The organism is Pseudomonas laurentiana (assembly GCF_014648275.1).
In the GTDB taxonomy this organism is placed as follows: Bacteria; Pseudomonadota; Gammaproteobacteria; order Pseudomonadales; family Pseudomonadaceae; genus Aquipseudomonas; species Aquipseudomonas laurentiana.
Map to the genome: position 1 here is coordinate 1 of NZ_BMQU01000016.1, position 19,265 is coordinate 19,265.

A 19,265-nucleotide genomic window follows, 5' to 3' on the forward strand; every position below is an offset into this window, starting at 1 on the left:
CATTCAGCCACCACAGCCAAACGGGTTGCGCTAACGCGCAACGCGCCATGCCTGGCGCACAACAAAAAGGGCGATCCTTTCGGATCGCCCTTTAAGTGCCCGTAAAAACGGGGCTTTGTTTGGTAGGCACAATTGGACTCGAACCAACGACCCCCACCATGTCAAGGTGGTGCTCTAACCAACTGAGCTATGTGCCTGCTGTGGGGCGCATTCTACTCAGGTTTTTACACGCCGTAAATAGAAATATGCAAATAAATCAAACTTTTGCTGAACGCTCTGAAAAACAAAAAAATGACCCATGCAAAAAAGGCGACCCTTTCGGATCGCCTTTTTCGTTGCCGCCAACAGGAGCGGCCTGATTTGGTAGGCACAATTGGACTCGAACCAACGACCCCCACCATGTCAAGGTGGTGCTCTAACCAACTGAGCTATGTGCCTGCTGTGAGGCGGCATTCTACGGAAATGACGAATGGTGTCAACTCTTTTTTTCGAGCTAACTCACTGAATATTAAAAATATTTAGGGCTTACCCGTTTTCAGAATTTTAAACACCCCGCTAGCGGGTGTTAATTATTGTTGATAGGATCCGCTCATACGTAAAAAATATAAAACAGAGGTCCACCCCCATGGCGCACACCCCCTACCCTCAGTCTTACTACGCCGCATCGGCCAATCCTGTTCCGCAGCGCCCAGCCTTGCAGGAAGAAATCGACGTCGATGTCTGTGTGATCGGCGCCGGCTACACCGGCCTGTCCAGCGCACTGTTCCTGCTTGAAAACGGTTTCAAGGTTGCCGTCCTGGAAGCTGCCAAAGTCGGCTACGGCGCCTCTGGCCGTAACGGCGGACAGATCGTCAACAGCTACAGCCGCGACATCGATGTGATCGAGCGCACTGTCGGCCCCAAGCAAGCGCAACTGCTCGGGCAGATGGCGTTTGAAGGCGGCCGGATCATTCGTGAGCGCGTTGCCAAGTACAACATTCAGTGCGATCTGAAAGACGGTGGTGTATTTGCAGCCCTGACCGCCAAGCAGATGGGCCACCTGGAATCGCAGAAACGCCTGTGGGAACGTTTTGGCCATAATCAGCTGGAACTGATGGACCAGCGCCGCATTCGCGAAGTCGTCGGTTGCGACAGCTATATCGGCGGCATGCTCGACATGAGCGGCGGGCATATCCATCCGCTGAACCTGGCGCTGGGCGAAGCTGCAGCGGTGGAGTCCCTCGGCGGCAAGATTTATGAACAGTCGCCTGCCGTGCGCATTGAGCGCGGTGCAAACCCGGTGGTTCACACCCCTCAGGGTAAAGTCCGCACCAAGTTTGTGATTGTCGCCGGCAACGCCTACCTGGGTAACCTGGTACCGGAACTCGCCGCCAAATCGATGCCATGCGGTACTCAGGTGATTACCACCGAACCGCTGGATGCCGACCTGGCGCATTCGCTGCTGCCACAGGACTACTGTGTCGAAGACTGCAACTACCTGCTCGACTATTACCGCCTGACCTCTGACAAGCGCTTGATCTTCGGCGGTGGCGTGGTCTATGGCGCACGCGACCCGGCCAATATCGAAGCGATCATTCGCCCGAAAATGCTCAAGGCCTTCCCGCAGCTCAAGGACGTGAAGATCGACTACGCCTGGACCGGCAACTTCCTGCTGACCCTGTCGCGCTTGCCTCAGGTCGGTCGCCTGGGCGACAACATTTACTATTCGCAGGGCTGCAGCGGCCACGGCGTAACCTATACCCACTTGGCAGGCAAGGTGCTGGCCGAAGCGCTGCGCGGCCAGGCCGAACGCTTTGATGCATTCGCCGAACTGCCACACTACCCGTTCCCTGGCGGGCAACTGCTGCGCGTACCGTTCAGCGCCATCGGCGCCTGGTACTACAGCCTGCGCGACCGTCTCGGCGTTTAACGCCTACCGCTCAAGCCGTCACGGGCCTATGGCCTTGACGGCTTGACGGGCCGCCTGCTCCTGGCCTGCCTGGGCCAGGTCGTTGGCGGCCTTGAGCCAGCGCTGTCGATCAACCTGCGCCGGCAACTGCCCTGGCTGCTGGACCAATACAGCCCATGCCCCCTCCTTCTGCCAGGCGGCATTGAAACTATCGAAGCCCATCAACAACCGTCGGTTATTACCCGAACGCAACAACACGCGCTCCTTGTAACGGTCGTAGCCCACCAGCAAGGCATAGCGCGGCTCCCCCCACAACGCTGTACCCTCACTGTAACGCAGTAATACCGGATTACCTGCAGCGACCTGCGCCAGCAGTGCAGGCAGCTGTCGGTCCAGTGGGTAGACCATCATCCCGTATTCACGGGCGACTGCCGGCAACGCCTCCGGCAACTTGTCGATCTCTTTCGGCAGATGCAGTGGCCCATCAAGCAGGCCGGGCGTAATCCGCACCCCCTGTTGAGACAGTATCGCCGCCAAGGCCATCGAGGCACTCTGGTTGGCATTGCCACGGAAGTACGGCACACCGCTCAGCTCAACCCGCTGCGCCATGCCGTTGAGCTGGGACGAAAATGGACTGGCACAACCCGCCAGGCTCAGGGTCACGGCGACAGCCGCGAACAGACGACGGGATGCGATAGGGAATACAGGCATGGACTCTCGCTTGTTCTGGTGCCAGGCAGGCAGCGCCTGGCCTCGGCCTGCGATCATAGGCTGGCAACGCTTCGCGGTATAGCCCGCCTACGTTCTAGAACAAAACAGACCAAGACGCTAGACCATAGGTCAATAGCCTGCCGCGCAACAACAGCTAGACTGATGCACAAGGCAGGCGCAAAGCCTGCCGGGCTTAACAGGAGGCACACATGAGCCTGACACTGGCGATTTTCATGTTGATCGGCGCGTGGTTGAGCGTCGCAGCCGCAATGCTCTGGGGCGTACTGCGCATCGTCCGTCGCCACCATCACCCTCACCTGCAACCCCGGGAAATGAGCGCGAGCACGCCTCATCACCCACGTCGGCACGCCCACGCACACTGATTCGGCGCACCACACAAACGACAACGGCCGGCCCAGGTTGCCCCAGCGCCGGCCGTCAGATCCGACTCAATGATCAGGCGGACACTTCTTCACGCTTCAAACGAGCCCGTCGCGACAGGATGTTCAGCACTTCGATCGCCGTAGAGAACGCCATCGCCGCGTAAACGTAGCCTTTTGGCACGTGGACACCGAAGCCTTCAGCGATCAGGGTCATACCGATCATGATCAGGAAGCCCAGGGCCAGCATCACGACGGTCGGGTTGTCATTGATGAAGCGTGCCAGAGGATCAGCGGCCACCATCATCACCACCACCGCACTGATCACTGCGATGATCATGATCGGCAAGTGCTCGGTCATGCCCACAGCGGTAATGATGCTGTCGATCGAGAAGACGATATCCAGCAGCAGGATCTGACCAATCGCAGCAGCAAAACCAAGGGTGATGGTCGACGTTGCCTTGGCGTCTTCCTGTGCCACGGGATCAACACTGTGGTGGATTTCAGTGGTTGCTTTCCACAACAGGAACAGGCCACCGGCAATCAGAATCATGTCCTTCCAGGAGAAGCTCTGGCCAAGCACGTCGAGCACCGGCTCCGTCAACTGGACAATCCAGGCCACAGTGCTGAGCAGTGCCAGACGCATCACCAGCGCCATGCTGATACCCACGCGCCGTGCCTTGGAGCGGTACTGTTCGGGCAGCTTGTTGGTCAGGATGGAAATGAAGATCAGGTTATCGATACCCAGGACAATCTCCATGGCCACCAAGGTGGCCAGGGCGACCCAGGCGGTAGGGCTTGCAGCAAGTTCTAACAGGTATTCCATGAATCAGTCCTGAATCGGGGGATTGGTTGAATCAGATGTCTTGAGCGCTGTCATCGCGCTCAGTGTCAGAAGGCTTCTTCTGTGCCTGCGAACCTGTGGCTTCGCTCAAGGCTTGCTGAGCCGCCTCGTTGGTCTTGTCGATGGCGTCCTTGGCCGACTGCGCGGCCTGATTGAGCACCTGCTGGGCGGACTTTTCTGCCTGTTCGCAGCCGCTGATGGCAAACAACGCCAGCGCCAGCACCAACGGCGTACCAATCGATTTGAAGTGAAGCATGTTCTTTCCTCTTGTAACGGCCAGCCCTGAAGCCTGCGCCTTAGATAGCAATGCATTCTAAAGACCGAGATACATCAGGAAAATTCGTTTTTTTAATGTTTATACTTCGGTTTTTACGAAGTGAGAGCCCTCATGCTCAACTACCGACAGCTGCACTACTTCTGGGTCGTGGCCAAAACCGGCAGCATTGTCCGCGCCTGCGAGCAACTGAACCTGACCCCGCAAACCATCAGCGGACAGATCAGCCTACTTGAGCAAACCTATGGGGTGGAGCTGTTTCGCCGCGTTGGTAGGCAACTGGAACTGACTGAAACCGGACGCCAGGCCTTGAGCTATGCCGAGCCGATGTTCCAGATTGGTAGCGAGTTGGAAGCCCTGCTGCGTACACAACCAGAAGAAAAACAGATCCTGTTTCGGGTTGGCGTAGCGGATGTGGTGCCCAAGTCCATCGTTTACCGACTGATTGCGCCGACCATGGAGCTGAGCGACCCACTGCGCATCAGTTGCCGCGAAGACAAGCTGGAGCGCCTGCTCGCCGACCTGGCGATTCAGCGCCTGGACCTGGTCATCTCCGACAGCCCAATGCCCAGCCATCTGGACATCAAGGGCTACAGCCAGAAACTGGGGGAATGCGGCATCAGCTTCTTCGCCACCGCCAAACTGGCCGCGCGCTATGGGGCCAACTTCCCCCGGGGACTGCAACATGCACCACTGCTGATACCGGGGCAGGAAACCGTCGTACGCAGCCGCTTGCTGCGCTGGTTTGCCGAGCAGAATGTGCAACCCCGGATCATCGGCGACTTCGACGACAGCGCTTTGATGCAAGCCTTCGGGCAATCAGGTAGTGGAATATTCATCGCACCCAGCGTCATCGCCGAAGAGGTATGCCGCCAGTACGGTGTCGAGTTGATCGGCCAGACGGATGCCGTGATCGAGTCGTTCTATGCCATCTCGGTGGAGCGCAAGGTCAAGCACCCCGGTATCCTCGCGATCACCGAGGGCGCCCGCCGCGAGCTGTTCAACTGGCCTCTGGCCTGAATCGCGCGCTCATCAACCACAGCCCCAGGACCACCGACACTGCGATCAGCGCAGCCGCAGAGAAGCCCAGGCTGGAAAGGCCCAGGGTATCGATAACCCGACCGCCAATGACCGCCCCCAGACCGATCCCCAGGTTGGCTCCTGCGATGTTCAATGAAGCAGCAAACGCCGGGGCCTGAGGCGCGGCCTTGATCAGACGTACGTGGCTGACCAGAAACAGCGCTGCCTGGGTTGCCCCCCAAATAGCCAGCGCCAGCATCAGGCCCAGAGGAGAATGCATGCTCGGCACCACCGCTACCAGGCCAATGATCATCAAGGCACAGAAGCTACTGGACGCCAGCAAAGGGTGACGGTCCACGGCTCGGCCGCCCAGGCTGTTGCCGATCAGGCCGACGGCACCGAACCCCATCAGGTACCAGCCCACCCGACTGCCATCGAAACCGGCCAAACGCTCAAGCATGTCAGCCAGGTAGGTATAGGCCGTGAACATGCCACTGAACACCAGCACTGACAGCAACACATGCCCTTGCAACAAAGGGCTGCGCAGAATGCCAAACTGCCCAAGCAGTGATGACGCCGGCGTCTGCCTCGGCGTACGCGGCAGGTAACCGTACAACAGCAGCGCCTTGGCCAAGGCCAGCACTGCCAGTACCGCAAAAGCTGCCCGCCACCCAAGCGCATCACCAATCAGGGTGCCGACCGGAATGCCAAACACCGTCGCACACACCACGCCAAAGCTGATCTTGGAAATGGCTCGCCCGGCATAAGCCGGGCCGACGATATCCACGGCCGTTTCACTCGCCAGCGCCCAGAACACCGGCAGCCCGAGCGCCGGAATCAACCGCGCGAGGCCCATGACATAGATGTTCGAGGCTACTGCTGCGAGGGCATTGGCAGCCGCGAATACCAGCAAAATGCCAATAAACAGCCGTTTACGGTCAAAACGTGCGCACCATGCGGTGAGGAACGGGCCGCAACACGCCACTGTGAAGGCGAACAAGGTCACCAACAGCCCTGCCTGAGACACGCTGACCTGCAGGTCGCGGGCAATGCCCGGCAATAGCCCGACGATGATGAACTCGGTAGTCAGTACAGTGAAACCAGCAGCAGCCAGCAACAGGATTGGCAATAACATCCACACTCCAACGCAAGAAGCACGCGGCCAGGGCCGCGTAAAAAGGGCGGGCATACTACACCTCCTATCCGCGCTCCGACACCGTGCAGCGACCCTCGACTGCACACTGTGCTAAAGTCGCGCCCTTTTTCGCGGCGCTGCCTTCCAGATGCCGTCAATGCGCCATGTTTCGGCACTGCTGAAACCCTTGAACAAGACAGAGAAACACCTGCCATGACCCCCGTTTTAAACGTGTTGAATCGAACCAGCCTTGTGTTGCAAATCATCGTTGGCCTGATAGCCGGTATCGCCCTCGCACTGATCTCACCTGAAACCGCAGCTCACCTGTCCTTTATTGGCAAAGTCTTTGTCTCCGCACTCAAGGCTGTTGCCCCTATCCTGGTGTTCATCCTGGTGATGGCCTCTATCGCCAACCATCGCCACGGTCAGGAAACCCATATACGTCCGATTCTGGTGCTGTACCTGTTGGGCACCTTCGCTGCTGCGGTGGTCGCAGTCGTTGCCAGCATGGCCTTCCCATCCCACCTGGCACTGAACACCTCCGACGCATCGCTGAGTGCCCCGGGCGGCATTGGTGAAGTCCTGCAAAGCCTGGTGCTCAGCGCAGTAGACAACCCGATCAAAGCCCTGATGAATGCCAACTTCATTGGCATCCTGGCGTGGGCCATTGGCCTTGGCATTGCCATCCGCCATGCGGGCGAGACGACCCGAACCGTACTGGAAGACCTGTCCAACGGCGTGACCGTGATCGTGCGGGTGGTCATTCGTTTTGCGCCGCTGGGTATCTTTGGCCTGGTCGCCTCGACCCTGGCGGAGTCCGGCCTTGATGCCCTGGTCGGCTACCTGCACCTGCTGACCGTTTTGATCGGCTGCATGCTGTTCGTCGCGCTGGTGGTCAACCCGCTGATCGTGTTCTGGAAAATCCGTCGCAACCCGTTCCCACTGGTGTTCATGTGCCTGCGTGAAAGCGGCATCACCGCCTTTTTCACCCGCAGCTCCGCCGCCAACATCCCGGTCAACCTGGCCTTGAGCGACAAGCTTGGCCTGCATGAAGACACCTATTCGGTATCGATCCCTCTGGGTGCGACCATCAACATGGCGGGTGCGGCCATCACCATCACCGTCCTGACCCTGGCAGCCGTGAATACCCTGGGTATCGCCGTAGACCTGCCGACCGCCGTGCTGCTCAGCGTGGTTGCGGCGGTCTGCGCCTGCGGCGCCTCGGGTGTCGCTGGCGGTTCGCTGCTGCTGATCCCGCTGGCCTGCAGCCTGTTTGGCATCCCCAGCGAAATCGCCATGCAAGTGGTGGCCGTTGGCTTCATCATCGGCGTACTGCAGGATTCGGCAGAAACCGCGCTGAACTCCTCCACCGATGTACTCTTCACCGCCGCAGCCTGCCAGGCCAAAGAGCGCCAAGCCGCTCGCGCCTGACCACGCCCCTACAGCCGGTGCCCCCGCACCGGCTGCTTGTGTTTTACCGTCAACCGCACCTAGGCTAGGGCCTTTCCTCGAACAGAGACAGGGCCATGTCCACCGAACACGAAACCGCTTCCCCTGCCCGCTTCAACAGTACCGAGATCCGGATTCTCGGCTCGCTGATCGAGAAACAGGCCACCAACCCCGAAACCTACCCACTGACCCTCAACGCCCTGGTGCTGGCCTGCAACCAGAAAACCAGCCGTGAGCCGGTGATGAACCTCAGTCAGGGCCAGGTGGGCCAGAGCCTTCGCGCCCTGGAAAGCCAAGGCATGACCCGCCTGCAAATGGGCAGTCGCGCCGACCGCTGGGAACACCGTATCGACAAGGCCCTGGAGCTGGTTCCCGCACAAGTGACCCTGCTTGGCCTGATGTTTCTGCGCGGCCCGCAGACCGTCAACGAACTGCTGACCCGCAGCAACCGCATGCACGACTTTGACGATGCGGAGCAAGTCGTGCATCAACTTGAACGCCTCATTGCTCGCGGTTTTGCCCTGCATCTGCCGCGCCAGGCCGGCCAACGGGAAGACCGTTACACCCATGCGTTCGGTGATCCGGAAGACATCGCAGCCATCCTGGCGGCGCGCCAGCAGGGGCCCGAGCGCTCGACCGCCACCACCGTATCGCTAGAGCGTATCGAAGCGCTGGAAGCCCGTATCGCCGCGCTGGAAGAACGCTTGGCACAACTGGAGTAACGCTGCCGGGATGCCGCCGGCAACGGCCGGCTCCCGACAATACGCCTACAAATACGCCTACAAAGGTGCAGGCGCCGCCAAGGCGGGTGATGGCGTTCGTGCGTACGCCACTGCCGCGGCGACCTGCTCGTCCGTCGGCCTGACCCCGGTGTACAGCACGAACTGCTCCAGCGCCTGCAATGCAATCACATCCAGGCCGGTGATGACCGATTTGCCCAATGCCTGCGCCTGCCCGATCAATGGCGTCTGCACTGGCATTGCCACTACATCGAACACACACTGCGCTGCCTCTATCGCTTCGGGCTGGAACGCCAACTGATCCGCGTCTGGACCATCAGCCATGCCAATTGGCGTCACATTGATCAACAACTGCGCACGCACGCTGCCTGACTCGGCTTGCCAGCCATACCCACAGACCTGCGCCAGACGCCGCCCGGCGGCTTCGTTACGTGCGACCAGGGTGCCATTGGCAAAGCCGGCATCACGCAATGCACACGCCACGGCCTTGGCCATCCCCCCGCTGCCACGCAAGACGAAGCTCATGGCGGGGTCCAGACGATGGCGCGCCAGCAACTGACGTACCGCCAGGTAATCGGTGTTGTAGGCTTTCAGGTGCCCGGCGGTATTGACGATGGTGTTGATTGAGTCGATGGCAGCTGCCGAAGGGTCCAACTCATCGACCAAGGCCATACAGGCTTCCTTGTATGGCATCGATACACCACACCCACGAATACCCAAGGCACGGATCCCGCCGATGGCTGCGGGCAGATCGGTGGTGGTCATGGCCTTGTAGTAAAAATCCAGCCCCAACTGTTGGTACAGGTGATTATGAAAACGTACGCCAAAGGTGCCGGGACGACCCGCCAGGGACATGCACAGGACGGTGTCTTTACTGGGGACCATGCGGATCTCCTGAAATGCGCGAAAAACACAGTATGCCTAACTTGAGCAGGCTGATGCCTCATGTCGCCAAACCCGTCATACCGCGAGCCCAGGTACTACGCTCTACCTACGCACGCTGACTCAGCTCATCAGCAGGTTGGTCGGAAGTCGGGACGCTGGAGATGCGGCTAAAGGGTACAAACATGGAACAAGGTTAAATTTGTTTCATATTTGGCCTAATGAATCCGGGGCAATCGACAGCCCCTGAGCCATACTCCTAAAATGTAACGGTTTTTTACCGAAAACCTTTGCACAGCCAACGACATACCAACATTTAGTGAGCGCCAACGTGAAAACCTCCCTTTCGATTTTAAGTCTGCTGCTATTGCTCACAGGTACCGCCGCAGTCTCGTCGAATGCTGTCGCCCAACCACCCGCGCAAGTTCAACGTGACCCGTCCAAGCTGCACCTGGCATCGCGCAGTGCTCTATTGATCGATGTACAGACCAACCAGGTGCTGTACGCCAACAACGCGGACGCAGTACGCCCCATCGCATCGGTCACCAAACTGATGACCGCGATGGTCGTCCTCGACGCCAAGCAGCGCATGGACGAGGTGATCCCCGTCACGATCGCGCAGACCAAGGAAATGAAAGGCGTCTTTTCCAGGGTCAAGCTCGGCAGTGAACTGAACCGTCGAGAGATGCTGTTGATTACCCTGATGTCCTCGGAAAACCGTGCTGCGGCAACGTTGGCGCACCACTACCCAGGCGGCTACGACGCGTTCATCAAAGCCATGAACAGCAAGGCCCGCGCACTGGGTATGACCCACACGCGGTATGTCGAACCGACGGGGCTGTCGATGTATAACGTCTCTACCGCCCGGGACCTGAGCAAGCTGCTGCTGGCCGCACGCAACTACCCGATGCTGAGCGAGTTGAGCACCACACGCGAGAAGACCGTAGCGTTCCGCAAACCCAACTACACCTTGGGCTTTCGCAACACCGACCACTTGGTCAACAAGAGTGATTGGGACATCAAGCTGACCAAGACCGGCTTCACCAATGAGGCGGGCCATTGCCTGGTGCTGCTGACGCGTATGGCTGATCGCCCGGTGGCCATGGTCATCCTTGACGCCTTTGGCAAATACACCCACTTCGCTGATGCCAGCCGCCTGCGTCAGTGGATGGAAACCGGCAAGGCAAGTGCCGCGCCATCCGTGGCGATGCGCTACAAATCGGATCGAACACAGAACCGGCCAGTCGCCGACTGAAGGACTACAGGGCCTGCCCGGCGTTGCGCATGGCAGGCCCCTGAAGCAAATCTCAGGCGCTGGTGCTGACCAGCGAACCCGAACTGCTTCCGCCACTGGAGGTCAAGGCCTCCAACAACGCACTGGTTGCCGTCTGAATTGCGGCCATGGTGCTTGAAACCGCGCTTTGAGCGGCCATCACCTCAGCAGCCTTGGCTGTCGCCTCCTGCTGACTGGCCATTGCTTTCTGCAATTGCTTCTGCTGTTCGGCCAGCTGCTTTTGCAGTTTCTCTATCTGTTCACGCAACTGCTTGATGTGTGCTGGCTCACTGTCGCCTCCGCTGGCACCACTGGCCTTGGCCTCACCATTCTCCCGCACCTGGGAGAGGTCTGCCTTGACGCCGCTTGCATCCGTCACTTCGGCAGGCGCCGCACCGTTGATGCTCACACCACTGACATGGGTTGCACTCGGGCTGCCGTTGATGTTGATGCCGGCCGCCAGCGTATTGATTCCGACCATGTGCTTATCGTCCTGATGGTATTTACGTTAGTCAGCTTATCGACCGTGCAGGTGGAACCTTTAGCCATCGGGTTCTGTGCGCCGCTGAAACTGACAGCGGCGCATGTTCAACCATGCTGCATACAGCGCCGATAACGTGCCTCAACCCGGTTGGCGAACCAGGCCGTGGTCAGCGTGCGGGTGATCTTGGGGCTGTCCAGCACAATCCCCGGCAACAGTGCGCGGGGTAACGGCTTACCCGCACGCTGCTCGGCCAAGGCAAATACCCGCTGATACAGGCGGGTATTTTCAAAATCCAGGCTGTCACCCTTCTCCAATTGACTGCGAATCACTGGGTTGCGCATATCCAGGGCATCGCCCAACTGCCGCACAGCCCTTTCCGTCGCGCCGGGCAAGATCGCGCCCGGAGCAATCAGATCCCCATCGAGCGCCAGCCTGACCCCTGATGCACGGCTGACGGCCTGCTGAAAGGCCGCATTGCGGCTGGCGTACCAACCCGCATTGAAATCAGCGAAGCGGTACAGTTGCCGATCATAGTTCGCCGGGTAGCCGAGCAAATGAGCAACCCCGAAATACAGCCCGCCTCGACGACTGAACACTTCCTGACGAATCGTGCCGGTATAGGCATAGGGGTAACCCTTGGCATGGCGCTCGGCAAAGGCGATGCTCACCTGCATCGGGCCACCCGTATGAACCGGATTGAGGTCACCAAGCAGCGTGCGCCCCATCGGCACGGTACTGATCAGGTCATCGAAAATTGCACTCAACTGCCGCTCACTGCGTACCTTCTCCAGGCGCTCGCTATAGGTCTTGCCATCGGGCGAGCGGGTAGCGAGCGCCGCATTGACCAGAAACTGCGGAACATGCAGCCTGGCAGCACGACGGTCGATTTCTTCACGCGCAATACGCCCGAGGCCGGGAACGACAGGGTCGGCCTGAAAGGTAGACTCTTGTTCAGTGACAGCCAACGCTGCGCAAAGGTTGTCTCGTGTTGCGGCGATGCCTTGGTGGGTGAAGGCGACTTGCATATCCTCTGCCCACCCCTGACGGTCGACGAGCGTGGGCGGCAACAGATGAACGATCTGTGCGCGTAGCTCGACAGGGCTGGCAGGCTGGGTCGCGCGCGGAGCGGCACAGCCGGCCAACACCAGCAACACGGCAAGAGACAGCAGCAACCGAAGTGAACACATAGATCACCTGCAAGGATACAGCCGTGACTTTAGCAGCCGGGCGTACTCAACCCCGTACCAATGGTCACGGCTGTCACTTCCACGCTCTGGAAATGATGCATCGCCGCCGGGTCGAACGTACGTTCGCAGTTGAAGCGGGTATCGACCACAAAATCGTCCCCCTTGGCCTTGCTGATCGCTTCACGCCAGCTGTAAGCCGCATTGACCGCCTGATCACCCGCCAGTACCACCTCTAGCATCACTTGAGTGAAGTTGACCGCATGCGGTCCCTCCCAAAGTGCGTACACCGAAGGATCATAGGCGTTACCGCACAAATCGAGACAGTCTGCATAGAACGCCATCGGGCCACCTGTAGACCGGTTAAGCGCACCGAAGGTCAGCGTTTCATTGCTCGGCGGAGCGAAGGTCCCGATAAAACTGCTCAAGTCGGCCTTGCAGGTGGGTGACAGCTCCAAGCGCAATGCACTGACCGTCGCGCCCGCTGCCGTTGCAGTCACCTCACAGCCTTGCACCCGGTAGTTATGGCTATCGCCATCCGAAGCCTGGGAAACACCTGCAACCGATTCAAAATCGCGCAGGCTGCTCCCCAGCATCTCGCCATTGAAGACCTGAGCCACCGTTGCCTGGGCCTGGACCAATAGCGGAAAGCTGCCCAACGCCAGGGTCGAGCAAAAGGAAACGAGGGCACGCGTGTTCATCGGAACATCCTGTAGAAATCGATGGTGGAAAAAACGCGCACTCTAATTCAGATCAATAGGTCACAGCCATAGCTCATCTGCACGTCAGGAGAGAATGATGTAATCACTGAACTGTGCAATTGGCGCATGTTCGCCCGCGACCAATTGCACGTATCGTCCTCCCACCTGATCAATCGCGATACAGTCATCGACATCCAGCAGAGCATCGGTATGCGGCTTGAGCCAGTCACGGGCCATCTGCAATTTGCCTTTGAGCTTGGCCTCCTCCCGACTGCACGCGACCACCAGCAGGTAGCGATGAGCCTCACCAAAACTACCCGGCTCGTACCCTCCAAGGTTGATGAAGTACAAACGTGGATCACCCGCAGCAGGTTGCAGATCAGACCAGTGCAATGCATACCCCTCTGCCCCATCGACCTCAAGCCACGAATCGATATGCAAGCCCTTGGGGCTGCCGAACCATTGCTCGCGCAATTGCGGATAGGTCGCCTCCAGGTTCGGCGCAACAACAAAAACAACATCGTGGACTTCGATCTTGGCGCCAGGGTGTCTGCCCCCCAGCATGACAACGAACAACATGGCGTTCTCTGCTCAAAAATGCTAAACGCTATGGCTGCTCCGCAGCACCATGGCGCCAGTCTCAGGGCTGCTCGCCCACCAGATAGGTTTTGCTGATGTGCCGGAACTGCTCGTGACCGGCACTGCCCAGCAACTCGAACAGCACCATTTCACGGGTGACCATCTGCGCCCCGGCATCGCGCATACGCTGCAGGCCGCTAGCCTGACTCAGCGGGCTGCGACAATCACAGGCATCCTCGACGACAAACACCTGCTTACCCGCCTCGCATAAGTGCAGAACAGTTTGCAGTACGCAGATATGGGTCTCCATACCGCAGACAATCACCTGATCACGGGCGAGCAGGCTGGCCGGCAGACAGTTGGCGGCCACGCAGGAAAAATGCAGCTTCTCGACCACCTGCGCATCGCGCGCCGCCTCCTTGAGTTCTGCCAGCGTCGATCCCAGGCCTTTGGGGTACTGCTCGGAAAACACCACCGGCAAACCAAGTTCACCCGTGGCAGCCAGCAACCAACGGGTACGGGCCACGGTGCCTGCAGGGTCAGTCACTGCGCCAATGAGTTTTTCCTGAACATCAATGACCAGCAACGTGGCCTGGCTGGAGTCGATCAACATCGTATGTACCCTCTGCTGAAAAAGGGCCCAAGCCTCGCTTGGGCATGTCGCGCCGTCAATGCCTGCGAAGGCGCATCGTCAGCCCATCAGGCCTGCGCCACTTTCGCCCGGGCAATCGCCGCTGCAATCGCCGCTCGCGCCTGCGGGCTGTTCTTCCAGCAACTGGAACCTACCAATGCCGCGGCCTGGGTAACGATCTCCAGCGCATTGGCCTCGCTGAGCTGAGCCAGCGAGTTGAAACCCAACTGTTCCAGACGATCAACCACGGTGGGGCCCACGCCCTTTACTTCCAGCAGCGCAGCACGCTCATCATGTGAAAACGCCATATTCACCTCCTTGTGAGTGCGCAACCGATTTCTGCGCGATGGCCTCAGTCTAAGCGTCTGTGCAGGGCCAGCACCAGTGGCTGATCGGCATGAAAGCAGCAGCGCCTCAGAGGGGCGACAGTCGCACAGCCCTGGGACGGGCCAGGGTAGCTGCGCGCCGCCCCTGAGCATAGGTGGTCAAGACCGTCAGCAACGCTGGAATCGCCAGTACGCTGAACACCTGCGCGAACGACCAGCCCAGGCTGAGCATCTGGGCCCCGGCAAACGCACTGAGGATCGCACCAAAACGCCCCACACCACTCATCCAGCTCGCACCGGTTGCACGCGCCTCAGTTGGATAGATAGAGGCTGCCAGGGCGTTCTGGCCAACACTGCCGCCGTTGAAGCAGAACCCCGCCATCCACGCTGCAGCGCACATCAAAACAAAGTGCTGCATGGTCTGGCCGATGGCGAAAATCACCAGGCCGCCGACCAGATAGTTGACGATCAAGACCGTGTACTTGCTCCAGCGGTCCATCGCCCACCCCAGCACCAGGGAACCCACAGGGCCACCAATCTGGAACATCGCCGTGACAATGGCTGCGTCGGCCACGCTATAGCCGCCCCCCTCCTTGACCAGCGTCGGCAACCAACTGCTGAACAGGTAGACCAGAAACAGACCGAGAAAGTACCCGCTCCATAGCATCAGGGTACTGAACCGGTACTGTGCCGACAGTACGATCTGCGGAGCACTGGCACTGACAATTGCAGCTTTCGGCATGCAAAAGGTTGAGCTGGCGCTGGCCACGCCAGGCGCCAGCTTGTCGACAATGCTACGAATACGTGCCTGTGGTGCATTCTTGATCACCAGGAACGTCACCGATTCTGGCAACTTGAAGAACAGCAGCGGTGCCACCAGCAACGGCCCGGCACCGCCGAGCACAAGCATGCTGTGCCAGCCGAAGTGGGGAATCATCCAGGCAGAGACAAAACCACCTGCTGCAGCGCCCAGGGAGAAACCGCAGAACGCCAGGGTAATCATGAACGAGCGCTTGCGATCCGGGGCGAACTCGGAAACCAGGGTACAGGCATTGGGCATCGCTGCCCCTAACCCTAGCCCTGTCAGAAAACGCAGGATCACCATGCTCGTAAGATCAGGGGAAAAGGCCGTAGCCAGTGTCCAGAGTCCGAAGAAGAACACACTCACCACCAGGACAATTTTACGCCCATAGCGGTCGGCCAACGGCCCCGCGACCAGCGCCCCCAATGCCAGGCCAATCAGCGCCGCACTCAGTACCGGGCCAAGATCCTGATGACTGAGACCCCAGTCCATCTTCAATTGTGGGGCGATAAACCCCATGATCGCCACATCGAAGCCATCCAGCGCGATGATCAGGAAGCCGAGAAAAACCACCCACTTTTGATAAGCCCCGACGGGCCTGTTGTTGATCAATTCACGCACGTCTATTGCTTGCGCTTTATCCACGACGTTCACCTCTATTTGTAGGGTTTCTCGACAGCGACGCTGCGGTACCCACTTTTTTATTGTTGAAGCGATTCGCACGGCATTGTCGGCCGGGTCAAGACAGATTGAGGCTCTGGAAATGCACGGGTTTGATGATGCGTGTCTCTTGAGCCAGGATCAGGTGCGCCGATGCCTGTAGGTAGGTCGCAAACGCCTCATCGCGGTCACGCGCTGCGCTGCGTTTCTCAAAGTCATCCAGGCTGTCATAACCCCACAAATGCACCACTTGGTTAAGCGGCCCGATGCAACTGCTGTAGAACGCAAGAGGTGCCCCCAGGTGCTTGAGCAGAACAGGCATGGCCAAGCGATCGAATACCTCGATGAACTCGGCCATGCCACGCGGCCTGATGGTGTAGATGCGGTGATCGACGATGGCTTTATGGTTCATCATGCAACCTCCTGCTGTGACGGCTTATCCGCCTGCGACCTGAGGCCCTGTGCCAAGTGGCGAGCGGTGATGTAACCAAAGGTCATGATCGGACCCAAGGTAATGCCTGCGCCTGGGTAGTTGCCGCCCATGATGCTCGCGCGGTCATTGCCGACGGCGTACAACCCGGGAATGGCTGCGCCTGCCTCGTTGAGTACTTCACCAACAACGCTGGTCTTGATCCCGTCAAACGTACCCAGGTCGCCCATGATGACCTTGACCGCGTAGTACGGACCTTTACCGATGGGTGCCACGCAGGGGTTCGGCTGATGCTGCGGGTCAGCCAGGTAACGGTTGAAGCAGGTGCTGCCGCGGCCGAACTCGCGGTCCTCGCCACGCTCCGCGCCGAGGTTGTACTGCCTTACCGTCTGCTCCAGGCCAGCGGGTTCGATACCCGCCTGGCAGGCCAGCTCCGCCAGGCTGTCCCCCTTGAGCAGGTAGCCATTGCGCAAGAGAGGACCCAGTGGCATCGGCGCTGGCTTGGCATAACCGAGGCCATACTTGGCCATGGCCTGAGCGTCACAGATCAGCCACATGGCCGTCTCGGGCTCATCTGCGCAGGCGCGTATCAGCGCGGCACCGACGTCATGGTAGGAATTTGACTCGTTGGTGAAGCGCTGGCCATTGCGCAGCACCCCGATCACCCCTGGCTTATAGCGATCCAGCAGATGCGGGAAAGCAGTGAACCTGCCATCACCCATCGGCACCTTGGACACGGGCATCCAGGCGGCGGCATCCTTGAAGCGAATGTCGAGCTGACCACCGACCGCTTCGGCCATCCGCGCGCCATCGCCAGTGTTACCACTCGGCACCGGTGAAAAGTGCTCGCTACCACGTTTGACATGAGGGTATGCCTGCTTGAGGCGCTGCAGGTCATGCGAAAAACCACCGCCGGCCAGCACCACCCCGCACCGCGCATCAATACGCCACTCGCCCTGCGTGCTGTTAAGCCGCGCGCCAATCACCCGCCCCCGCTCCTGCAACAATTGGTGTGCAGCGGTCTGCGTATGAATGGGTATACCCAAGTCCAGCGCAGACTTGGCCAGACGCGCCGCCAGGGCATTGCCGCTGGTGACGTTAATACCACGACGGTACAACAGCAGCTCTTTGATGTGCGTTGCCAGACGCTTGGCCACATAAATGAACGAGGTCAGCGATTGGGTTGCATTGAAGAAGTGCTTCAGGTCGGCGTTCGAGGAATTGAACATCATGCCAATGAACGTGATGGTCTTCAGTGGCGGACGCAATCTGGCCATGTCGGCCCCGAGCTGACGAATATCAAAGGGCGCTGCCAGGATGGAGCGACCGATATCGACCCCTCCAGCCACGTCAGGGTGATAATCCGGGTACAGTGTCGGGGTGAATTTAACGGCCGTCTCACGCTCGAAAAACGACACCATGGCCGGTGCATTGTCGAGGAAGGCGTCAACAGCCTCGGCGTCAAAGTAATCGCCGGTTTCGTTGCGCAGGTAAGTACGCGCGGCTTCGCGACTGTCCTGAATGCCATTGGCACTGGCCTGCGGGTTGCAAGGCACCCACAACACACCACCGGAAAACGCCGTGGTGCCACCGAAGAAGGCCTCCTTCTCCACCACAATCACATCCAGGCCCTGTTTCTTGGCGACGATCGCAGTGGCCAGACCACCGGCACCTGCACCGATCACCAGCACATCGCAGGTCTGTGTTGCCGTCGAACTCAATCGTGTCATTGTTGTTATCTCCGTGTTCATGTCCCGCAGGCAAACGCCCGCCGCGCACTGTCGTGCGCAGCGCTGCAGGCTCGACTGGGCTAGCGGCGAGTGGCCGGGGATTCGTAACCGGGACGCGGGATCAACGCCATCAACATGCTTTCAAGGCCGCCGTCGACAGTCAGCTCGGTGGCATTGACATAGTTAGCCCGTGGGCTGGCGAGAAACAACGCGGCATTGGCAATATCGATAGGCTGGCCAATGCGCTGATTGGCCGTCATCGCCTTACGCTGCTGCTCGACCTTGGGGTCGGCATAGAACGCTGCCGACAGCGGTGTATGTATCAGCCCAGGGCAAATCGCGTTACTACGAATACCCTGCGGCCCCCACTCGGCGGCGAGTTGCCGTGAGAGCATACTCACCCCGGCCTTGGCCGCACTGTAGGCACCACTGTGGGTCTGCGGAAAATGGGCAGCGATCGAGGAGATATGCACGAGGCTACCCGCCTGATTGGCCAGCATCAGCCGCCCGAACGCCTGGGAGCACAACAGGTAACCGGTGAGATTGACCTCCAGCAGCCGATTCCAGTTCGCCAGGCTGATCTCGGCAAGGCTGCCGGGTTGCAGCACGCTGGCATTGTTGATCAGCACGTCACAACGCCCAAAGCGCTCGTTGACCCAATCGGCGGCAAGCTGAACGCTCTGCGAGTCGGCAATGTCGCACTTCAGGGCCACTACCTCAGCGCCAGACGTTTCGGACAACGAGGCCGCCAGGGCCTGGCAGCCGTCGGCATCGTGATCGAGCAACACCACCTGGGCCCGTTGCTCCACCAAAGCACGGGCGATGGCCGCCCCTATGCCGCCGGCGGCGCCGGTGATCACACAGACGGCGGACGCCAGGCCCAACCAGTTGCTTGCTTGATTATTGTTATTCATGACGCTCTCCAGCATGTCTCGAAGGCGCGGCGGCGCAGCAAGCCGCCATCGTTGCGCAGCACTAAGCCGCGACGGGCGCGAAGGAAAAGCCAGACAGCGCCTTCACGTGAGACAGAGCATAGGGGCATAGGGTGGTCGGTCAGAATGGACAAAACCCACAACCAACCAGACTTTTTCGACAATCGCGCACGGGTCTCCGGCCTGACGACGTACCTCGCAGACGGAGTT

The 19,265-nt window shown here is 59.5% G+C and carries 21 protein-coding genes and 2 tRNA genes; 6 read left to right on the forward strand and 17 right to left on the reverse strand.

What is annotated here, in order from left to right; genetic code table 11:
* Positions 1-120 precede the first annotated feature (120 nt).
* Positions 121-197, reverse strand: a tRNA-Val gene (locus IE038_RS16665).
* 164 nt (positions 198-361) lie between these two features.
* Positions 362-438 (reverse strand) — tRNA-Val (locus tag IE038_RS16670).
* 187 nt (positions 439-625) lie between these two features.
* Here IE038_RS16670 and IE038_RS16675 point away from each other — a divergent pair.
* Positions 626-1,909, forward strand: a complete 1,284-nt coding sequence (locus tag IE038_RS16675) for an NAD(P)/FAD-dependent oxidoreductase (RefSeq protein WP_189395963.1) — start codon at positions 626-628, stop codon at positions 1,907-1,909.
* A gap of 18 nt (positions 1,910-1,927) precedes the next feature.
* Here IE038_RS16675 and IE038_RS16680 read toward each other — a convergent pair whose 3' ends face one another.
* Positions 1,928-2,656, reverse strand: coding sequence for a peptidase C39 family protein (locus tag IE038_RS16680; protein WP_163932688.1), 729 nt, complete (start codon positions 2,654-2,656; stop codon positions 1,928-1,930).
* Positions 2,657-2,808: 152 nt separating this feature from the next.
* Between IE038_RS16680 and IE038_RS16685 the strand changes: the two genes are divergently transcribed.
* Positions 2,809-2,982 carry a hypothetical protein gene (locus tag IE038_RS16685; RefSeq protein WP_167523957.1) on the forward strand — a complete coding sequence of 58 codons (174 nt, stop codon included), beginning with the start codon at positions 2,809-2,811 and terminating at the stop codon, positions 2,980-2,982.
* A gap of 73 nt (positions 2,983-3,055) precedes the next feature.
* Here IE038_RS16685 and IE038_RS16690 read toward each other — a convergent pair whose 3' ends face one another.
* Complete coding sequence (locus IE038_RS16690) at positions 3,056-3,805, reverse strand: TerC family protein (protein WP_189395964.1); 750 nt, start codon at positions 3,803-3,805, stop codon at positions 3,056-3,058.
* Between the two features lie 31 nt (positions 3,806-3,836).
* Positions 3,837-4,079 carry a hypothetical protein gene (locus IE038_RS16695; protein WP_163932685.1) on the reverse strand — a complete coding sequence of 81 codons (243 nt, stop codon included), beginning with the start codon at positions 4,077-4,079 and terminating at the stop codon, positions 3,837-3,839.
* 132 nt (positions 4,080-4,211) lie between these two features.
* On the opposite strand from IE038_RS16695, the gene nhaR reads away from it, so the two are divergent.
* Entirely contained in the window at positions 4,212-5,117 is a 906-nt protein-coding gene (gene nhaR, locus IE038_RS16700) for a transcriptional activator NhaR (protein WP_163932682.1), read from the forward strand.
* Here nhaR and IE038_RS16705 read toward each other — a convergent pair.
* The gene (locus IE038_RS16705; protein WP_189395965.1) at positions 5,098-6,252 is read right to left on the reverse strand and encodes an MFS transporter; all 1,155 of its coding nucleotides are present in this window, start codon (positions 6,250-6,252) and stop codon (positions 5,098-5,100) included. The genes nhaR and IE038_RS16705 overlap by 20 nt on opposite strands.
* Positions 6,253-6,465: 213 nt before the next feature.
* Here IE038_RS16705 and sstT point away from each other — a divergent pair, with 213 nt between their 5' ends.
* Entirely contained in the window at positions 6,466-7,683 is a 1,218-nt protein-coding gene (sstT, locus tag IE038_RS16710; RefSeq protein WP_189395966.1) for a serine/threonine transporter SstT, read from the forward strand.
* A gap of 95 nt (positions 7,684-7,778) precedes the next feature.
* Complete coding sequence (locus IE038_RS16715) at positions 7,779-8,423, forward strand: YceH family protein (protein WP_163932679.1); 645 nt, start codon at positions 7,779-7,781, stop codon at positions 8,421-8,423.
* A gap of 57 nt (positions 8,424-8,480) precedes the next feature.
* Here the strand turns inward: IE038_RS16715 and IE038_RS16720 are convergent, their stop codons facing one another.
* Positions 8,481-9,326, reverse strand: a complete 846-nt coding sequence (locus IE038_RS16720; protein WP_438810782.1) for a shikimate 5-dehydrogenase — start codon at positions 9,324-9,326, stop codon at positions 8,481-8,483.
* Between the two features lie 328 nt (positions 9,327-9,654).
* Here IE038_RS16720 and pbpG point away from each other — a divergent pair, with 328 nt between their 5' ends.
* Complete coding sequence (gene pbpG / locus IE038_RS16725; RefSeq protein ID WP_163932676.1) at positions 9,655-10,578, forward strand: D-alanyl-D-alanine endopeptidase; 924 nt, start codon at positions 9,655-9,657, stop codon at positions 10,576-10,578.
* A 52-nt stretch (positions 10,579-10,630) separates the two neighbouring features.
* On the opposite strand, the gene IE038_RS16730 is transcribed toward pbpG, so the two are convergent.
* From IE038_RS16730 to IE038_RS16775, 10 genes are all read right to left on the reverse strand, one after another.
* On the reverse strand, positions 10,631-11,077 hold the full coding sequence (locus IE038_RS16730; protein WP_163932674.1) for a YolD-like family protein: 447 nt from the start codon (positions 11,075-11,077) through the stop codon (positions 10,631-10,633).
* A gap of 107 nt (positions 11,078-11,184) precedes the next feature.
* Positions 11,185-12,267, reverse strand: coding sequence for a DUF1615 domain-containing protein (locus tag IE038_RS16735; protein WP_163932671.1), 1,083 nt, complete (start codon positions 12,265-12,267; stop codon positions 11,185-11,187).
* Between the two features lie 29 nt (positions 12,268-12,296).
* Positions 12,297-12,965 carry a hypothetical protein gene (locus tag IE038_RS16740; RefSeq protein WP_163932668.1) on the reverse strand — a complete coding sequence of 223 codons (669 nt, stop codon included), beginning with the start codon at positions 12,963-12,965 and terminating at the stop codon, positions 12,297-12,299.
* Positions 12,966-13,049: 84 nt separating this feature from the next.
* Positions 13,050-13,544 (reverse strand): DUF1543 domain-containing protein, encoded by a 495-nt coding sequence (locus IE038_RS16745; protein WP_163932665.1) that lies wholly within the window; start codon positions 13,542-13,544, stop codon positions 13,050-13,052.
* A gap of 61 nt (positions 13,545-13,605) precedes the next feature.
* On the reverse strand, positions 13,606-14,157 hold the full coding sequence (locus IE038_RS16750) for a hydrolase (RefSeq protein ID WP_163932662.1): 552 nt from the start codon (positions 14,155-14,157) through the stop codon (positions 13,606-13,608).
* A gap of 86 nt (positions 14,158-14,243) precedes the next feature.
* Complete coding sequence (locus tag IE038_RS16755) at positions 14,244-14,483, reverse strand: helix-hairpin-helix domain-containing protein (protein WP_163932659.1); 240 nt, start codon at positions 14,481-14,483, stop codon at positions 14,244-14,246.
* 106 nt (positions 14,484-14,589) lie between these two features.
* Positions 14,590-15,948 carry an MFS transporter gene (locus IE038_RS16760; RefSeq protein WP_163932655.1) on the reverse strand — a complete coding sequence of 453 codons (1,359 nt, stop codon included), beginning with the start codon at positions 15,946-15,948 and terminating at the stop codon, positions 14,590-14,592.
* Positions 15,949-16,042: 94 nt separating this feature from the next.
* Positions 16,043-16,375: an NIPSNAP family protein gene (locus IE038_RS16765; RefSeq protein ID WP_163932694.1), complete on the reverse strand. Its 333-nt coding sequence runs from the start codon at positions 16,373-16,375 to the stop codon at positions 16,043-16,045.
* Positions 16,375-18,123, reverse strand: coding sequence for an FAD-dependent oxidoreductase (locus tag IE038_RS16770; RefSeq protein WP_163932652.1), 1,749 nt, complete (start codon positions 18,121-18,123; stop codon positions 16,375-16,377). The genes IE038_RS16765 and IE038_RS16770 overlap by 1 nt, the downstream gene beginning before the upstream one ends.
* A gap of 80 nt (positions 18,124-18,203) precedes the next feature.
* The gene (locus IE038_RS16775) at positions 18,204-19,037 is read right to left on the reverse strand and encodes an SDR family NAD(P)-dependent oxidoreductase (protein WP_163932650.1); all 834 of its coding nucleotides are present in this window, start codon (positions 19,035-19,037) and stop codon (positions 18,204-18,206) included.
* Positions 19,038-19,265: the final 228 nt, after the last annotated feature.

What these genes read in the sequence shown, in the direction of transcription:
- sstT (WP_189395966.1), top strand. Translation starts at nt 6,466, where the DNA reads ATGACCCCCGTTTTAAACGTGTTGAATCGAACCAGCCTTGTGTTGCAA.
- IE038_RS16740 (WP_163932668.1), bottom strand. Translation starts at nt 12,965, where the DNA reads ATGAACACGCGTGCCCTCGTTTCCTTTTGCTCGACCCTGGCGTTGGGC.
- IE038_RS16770 (WP_163932652.1), bottom strand. Translation starts at nt 18,123, where the DNA reads ATGACACGATTGAGTTCGACGGCAACACAGACCTGCGATGTGCTGGTG.
- IE038_RS16715 (WP_163932679.1), top strand. Translation starts at nt 7,779, where the DNA reads ATGTCCACCGAACACGAAACCGCTTCCCCTGCCCGCTTCAACAGTACC.
- IE038_RS16750 (WP_163932662.1), bottom strand. Translation starts at nt 14,157, where the DNA reads ATGTTGATCGACTCCAGCCAGGCCACGTTGCTGGTCATTGATGTTCAG.
- IE038_RS16695 (WP_163932685.1), bottom strand. Translation starts at nt 4,079, where the DNA reads ATGCTTCACTTCAAATCGATTGGTACGCCGTTGGTGCTGGCGCTGGCG.
- IE038_RS16690 (WP_189395964.1), bottom strand. Translation starts at nt 3,805, where the DNA reads ATGGAATACCTGTTAGAACTTGCTGCAAGCCCTACCGCCTGGGTCGCC.
- IE038_RS16765 (WP_163932694.1), bottom strand. Translation starts at nt 16,375, where the DNA reads ATGAACCATAAAGCCATCGTCGATCACCGCATCTACACCATCAGGCCG.
- IE038_RS16730 (WP_163932674.1), bottom strand. Translation starts at nt 11,077, where the DNA reads ATGGTCGGAATCAATACGCTGGCGGCCGGCATCAACATCAACGGCAGC.
- IE038_RS16755 (WP_163932659.1), bottom strand. Translation starts at nt 14,483, where the DNA reads ATGGCGTTTTCACATGATGAGCGTGCTGCGCTGCTGGAAGTAAAGGGC.
- IE038_RS16720 (WP_438810782.1), bottom strand. Translation starts at nt 9,326, where the DNA reads ATGGTCCCCAGTAAAGACACCGTCCTGTGCATGTCCCTGGCGGGTCGT.
- IE038_RS16685 (WP_167523957.1), top strand. Translation starts at nt 2,809, where the DNA reads ATGAGCCTGACACTGGCGATTTTCATGTTGATCGGCGCGTGGTTGAGC.
- nhaR (WP_163932682.1), top strand. Translation starts at nt 4,212, where the DNA reads ATGCTCAACTACCGACAGCTGCACTACTTCTGGGTCGTGGCCAAAACC.
- IE038_RS16680 (WP_163932688.1), bottom strand. Translation starts at nt 2,656, where the DNA reads ATGATCGCAGGCCGAGGCCAGGCGCTGCCTGCCTGGCACCAGAACAAG.
- IE038_RS16745 (WP_163932665.1), bottom strand. Translation starts at nt 13,544, where the DNA reads ATGTTGTTCGTTGTCATGCTGGGGGGCAGACACCCTGGCGCCAAGATC.
- IE038_RS16775 (WP_163932650.1), bottom strand. Translation starts at nt 19,037, where the DNA reads ATGAATAACAATAATCAAGCAAGCAACTGGTTGGGCCTGGCGTCCGCC.
- IE038_RS16675 (WP_189395963.1), top strand. Translation starts at nt 626, where the DNA reads ATGGCGCACACCCCCTACCCTCAGTCTTACTACGCCGCATCGGCCAAT.
- IE038_RS16705 (WP_189395965.1), bottom strand. Translation starts at nt 6,252, where the DNA reads ATGTTATTGCCAATCCTGTTGCTGGCTGCTGCTGGTTTCACTGTACTG.
- IE038_RS16735 (WP_163932671.1), bottom strand. Translation starts at nt 12,267, where the DNA reads ATGTGTTCACTTCGGTTGCTGCTGTCTCTTGCCGTGTTGCTGGTGTTG.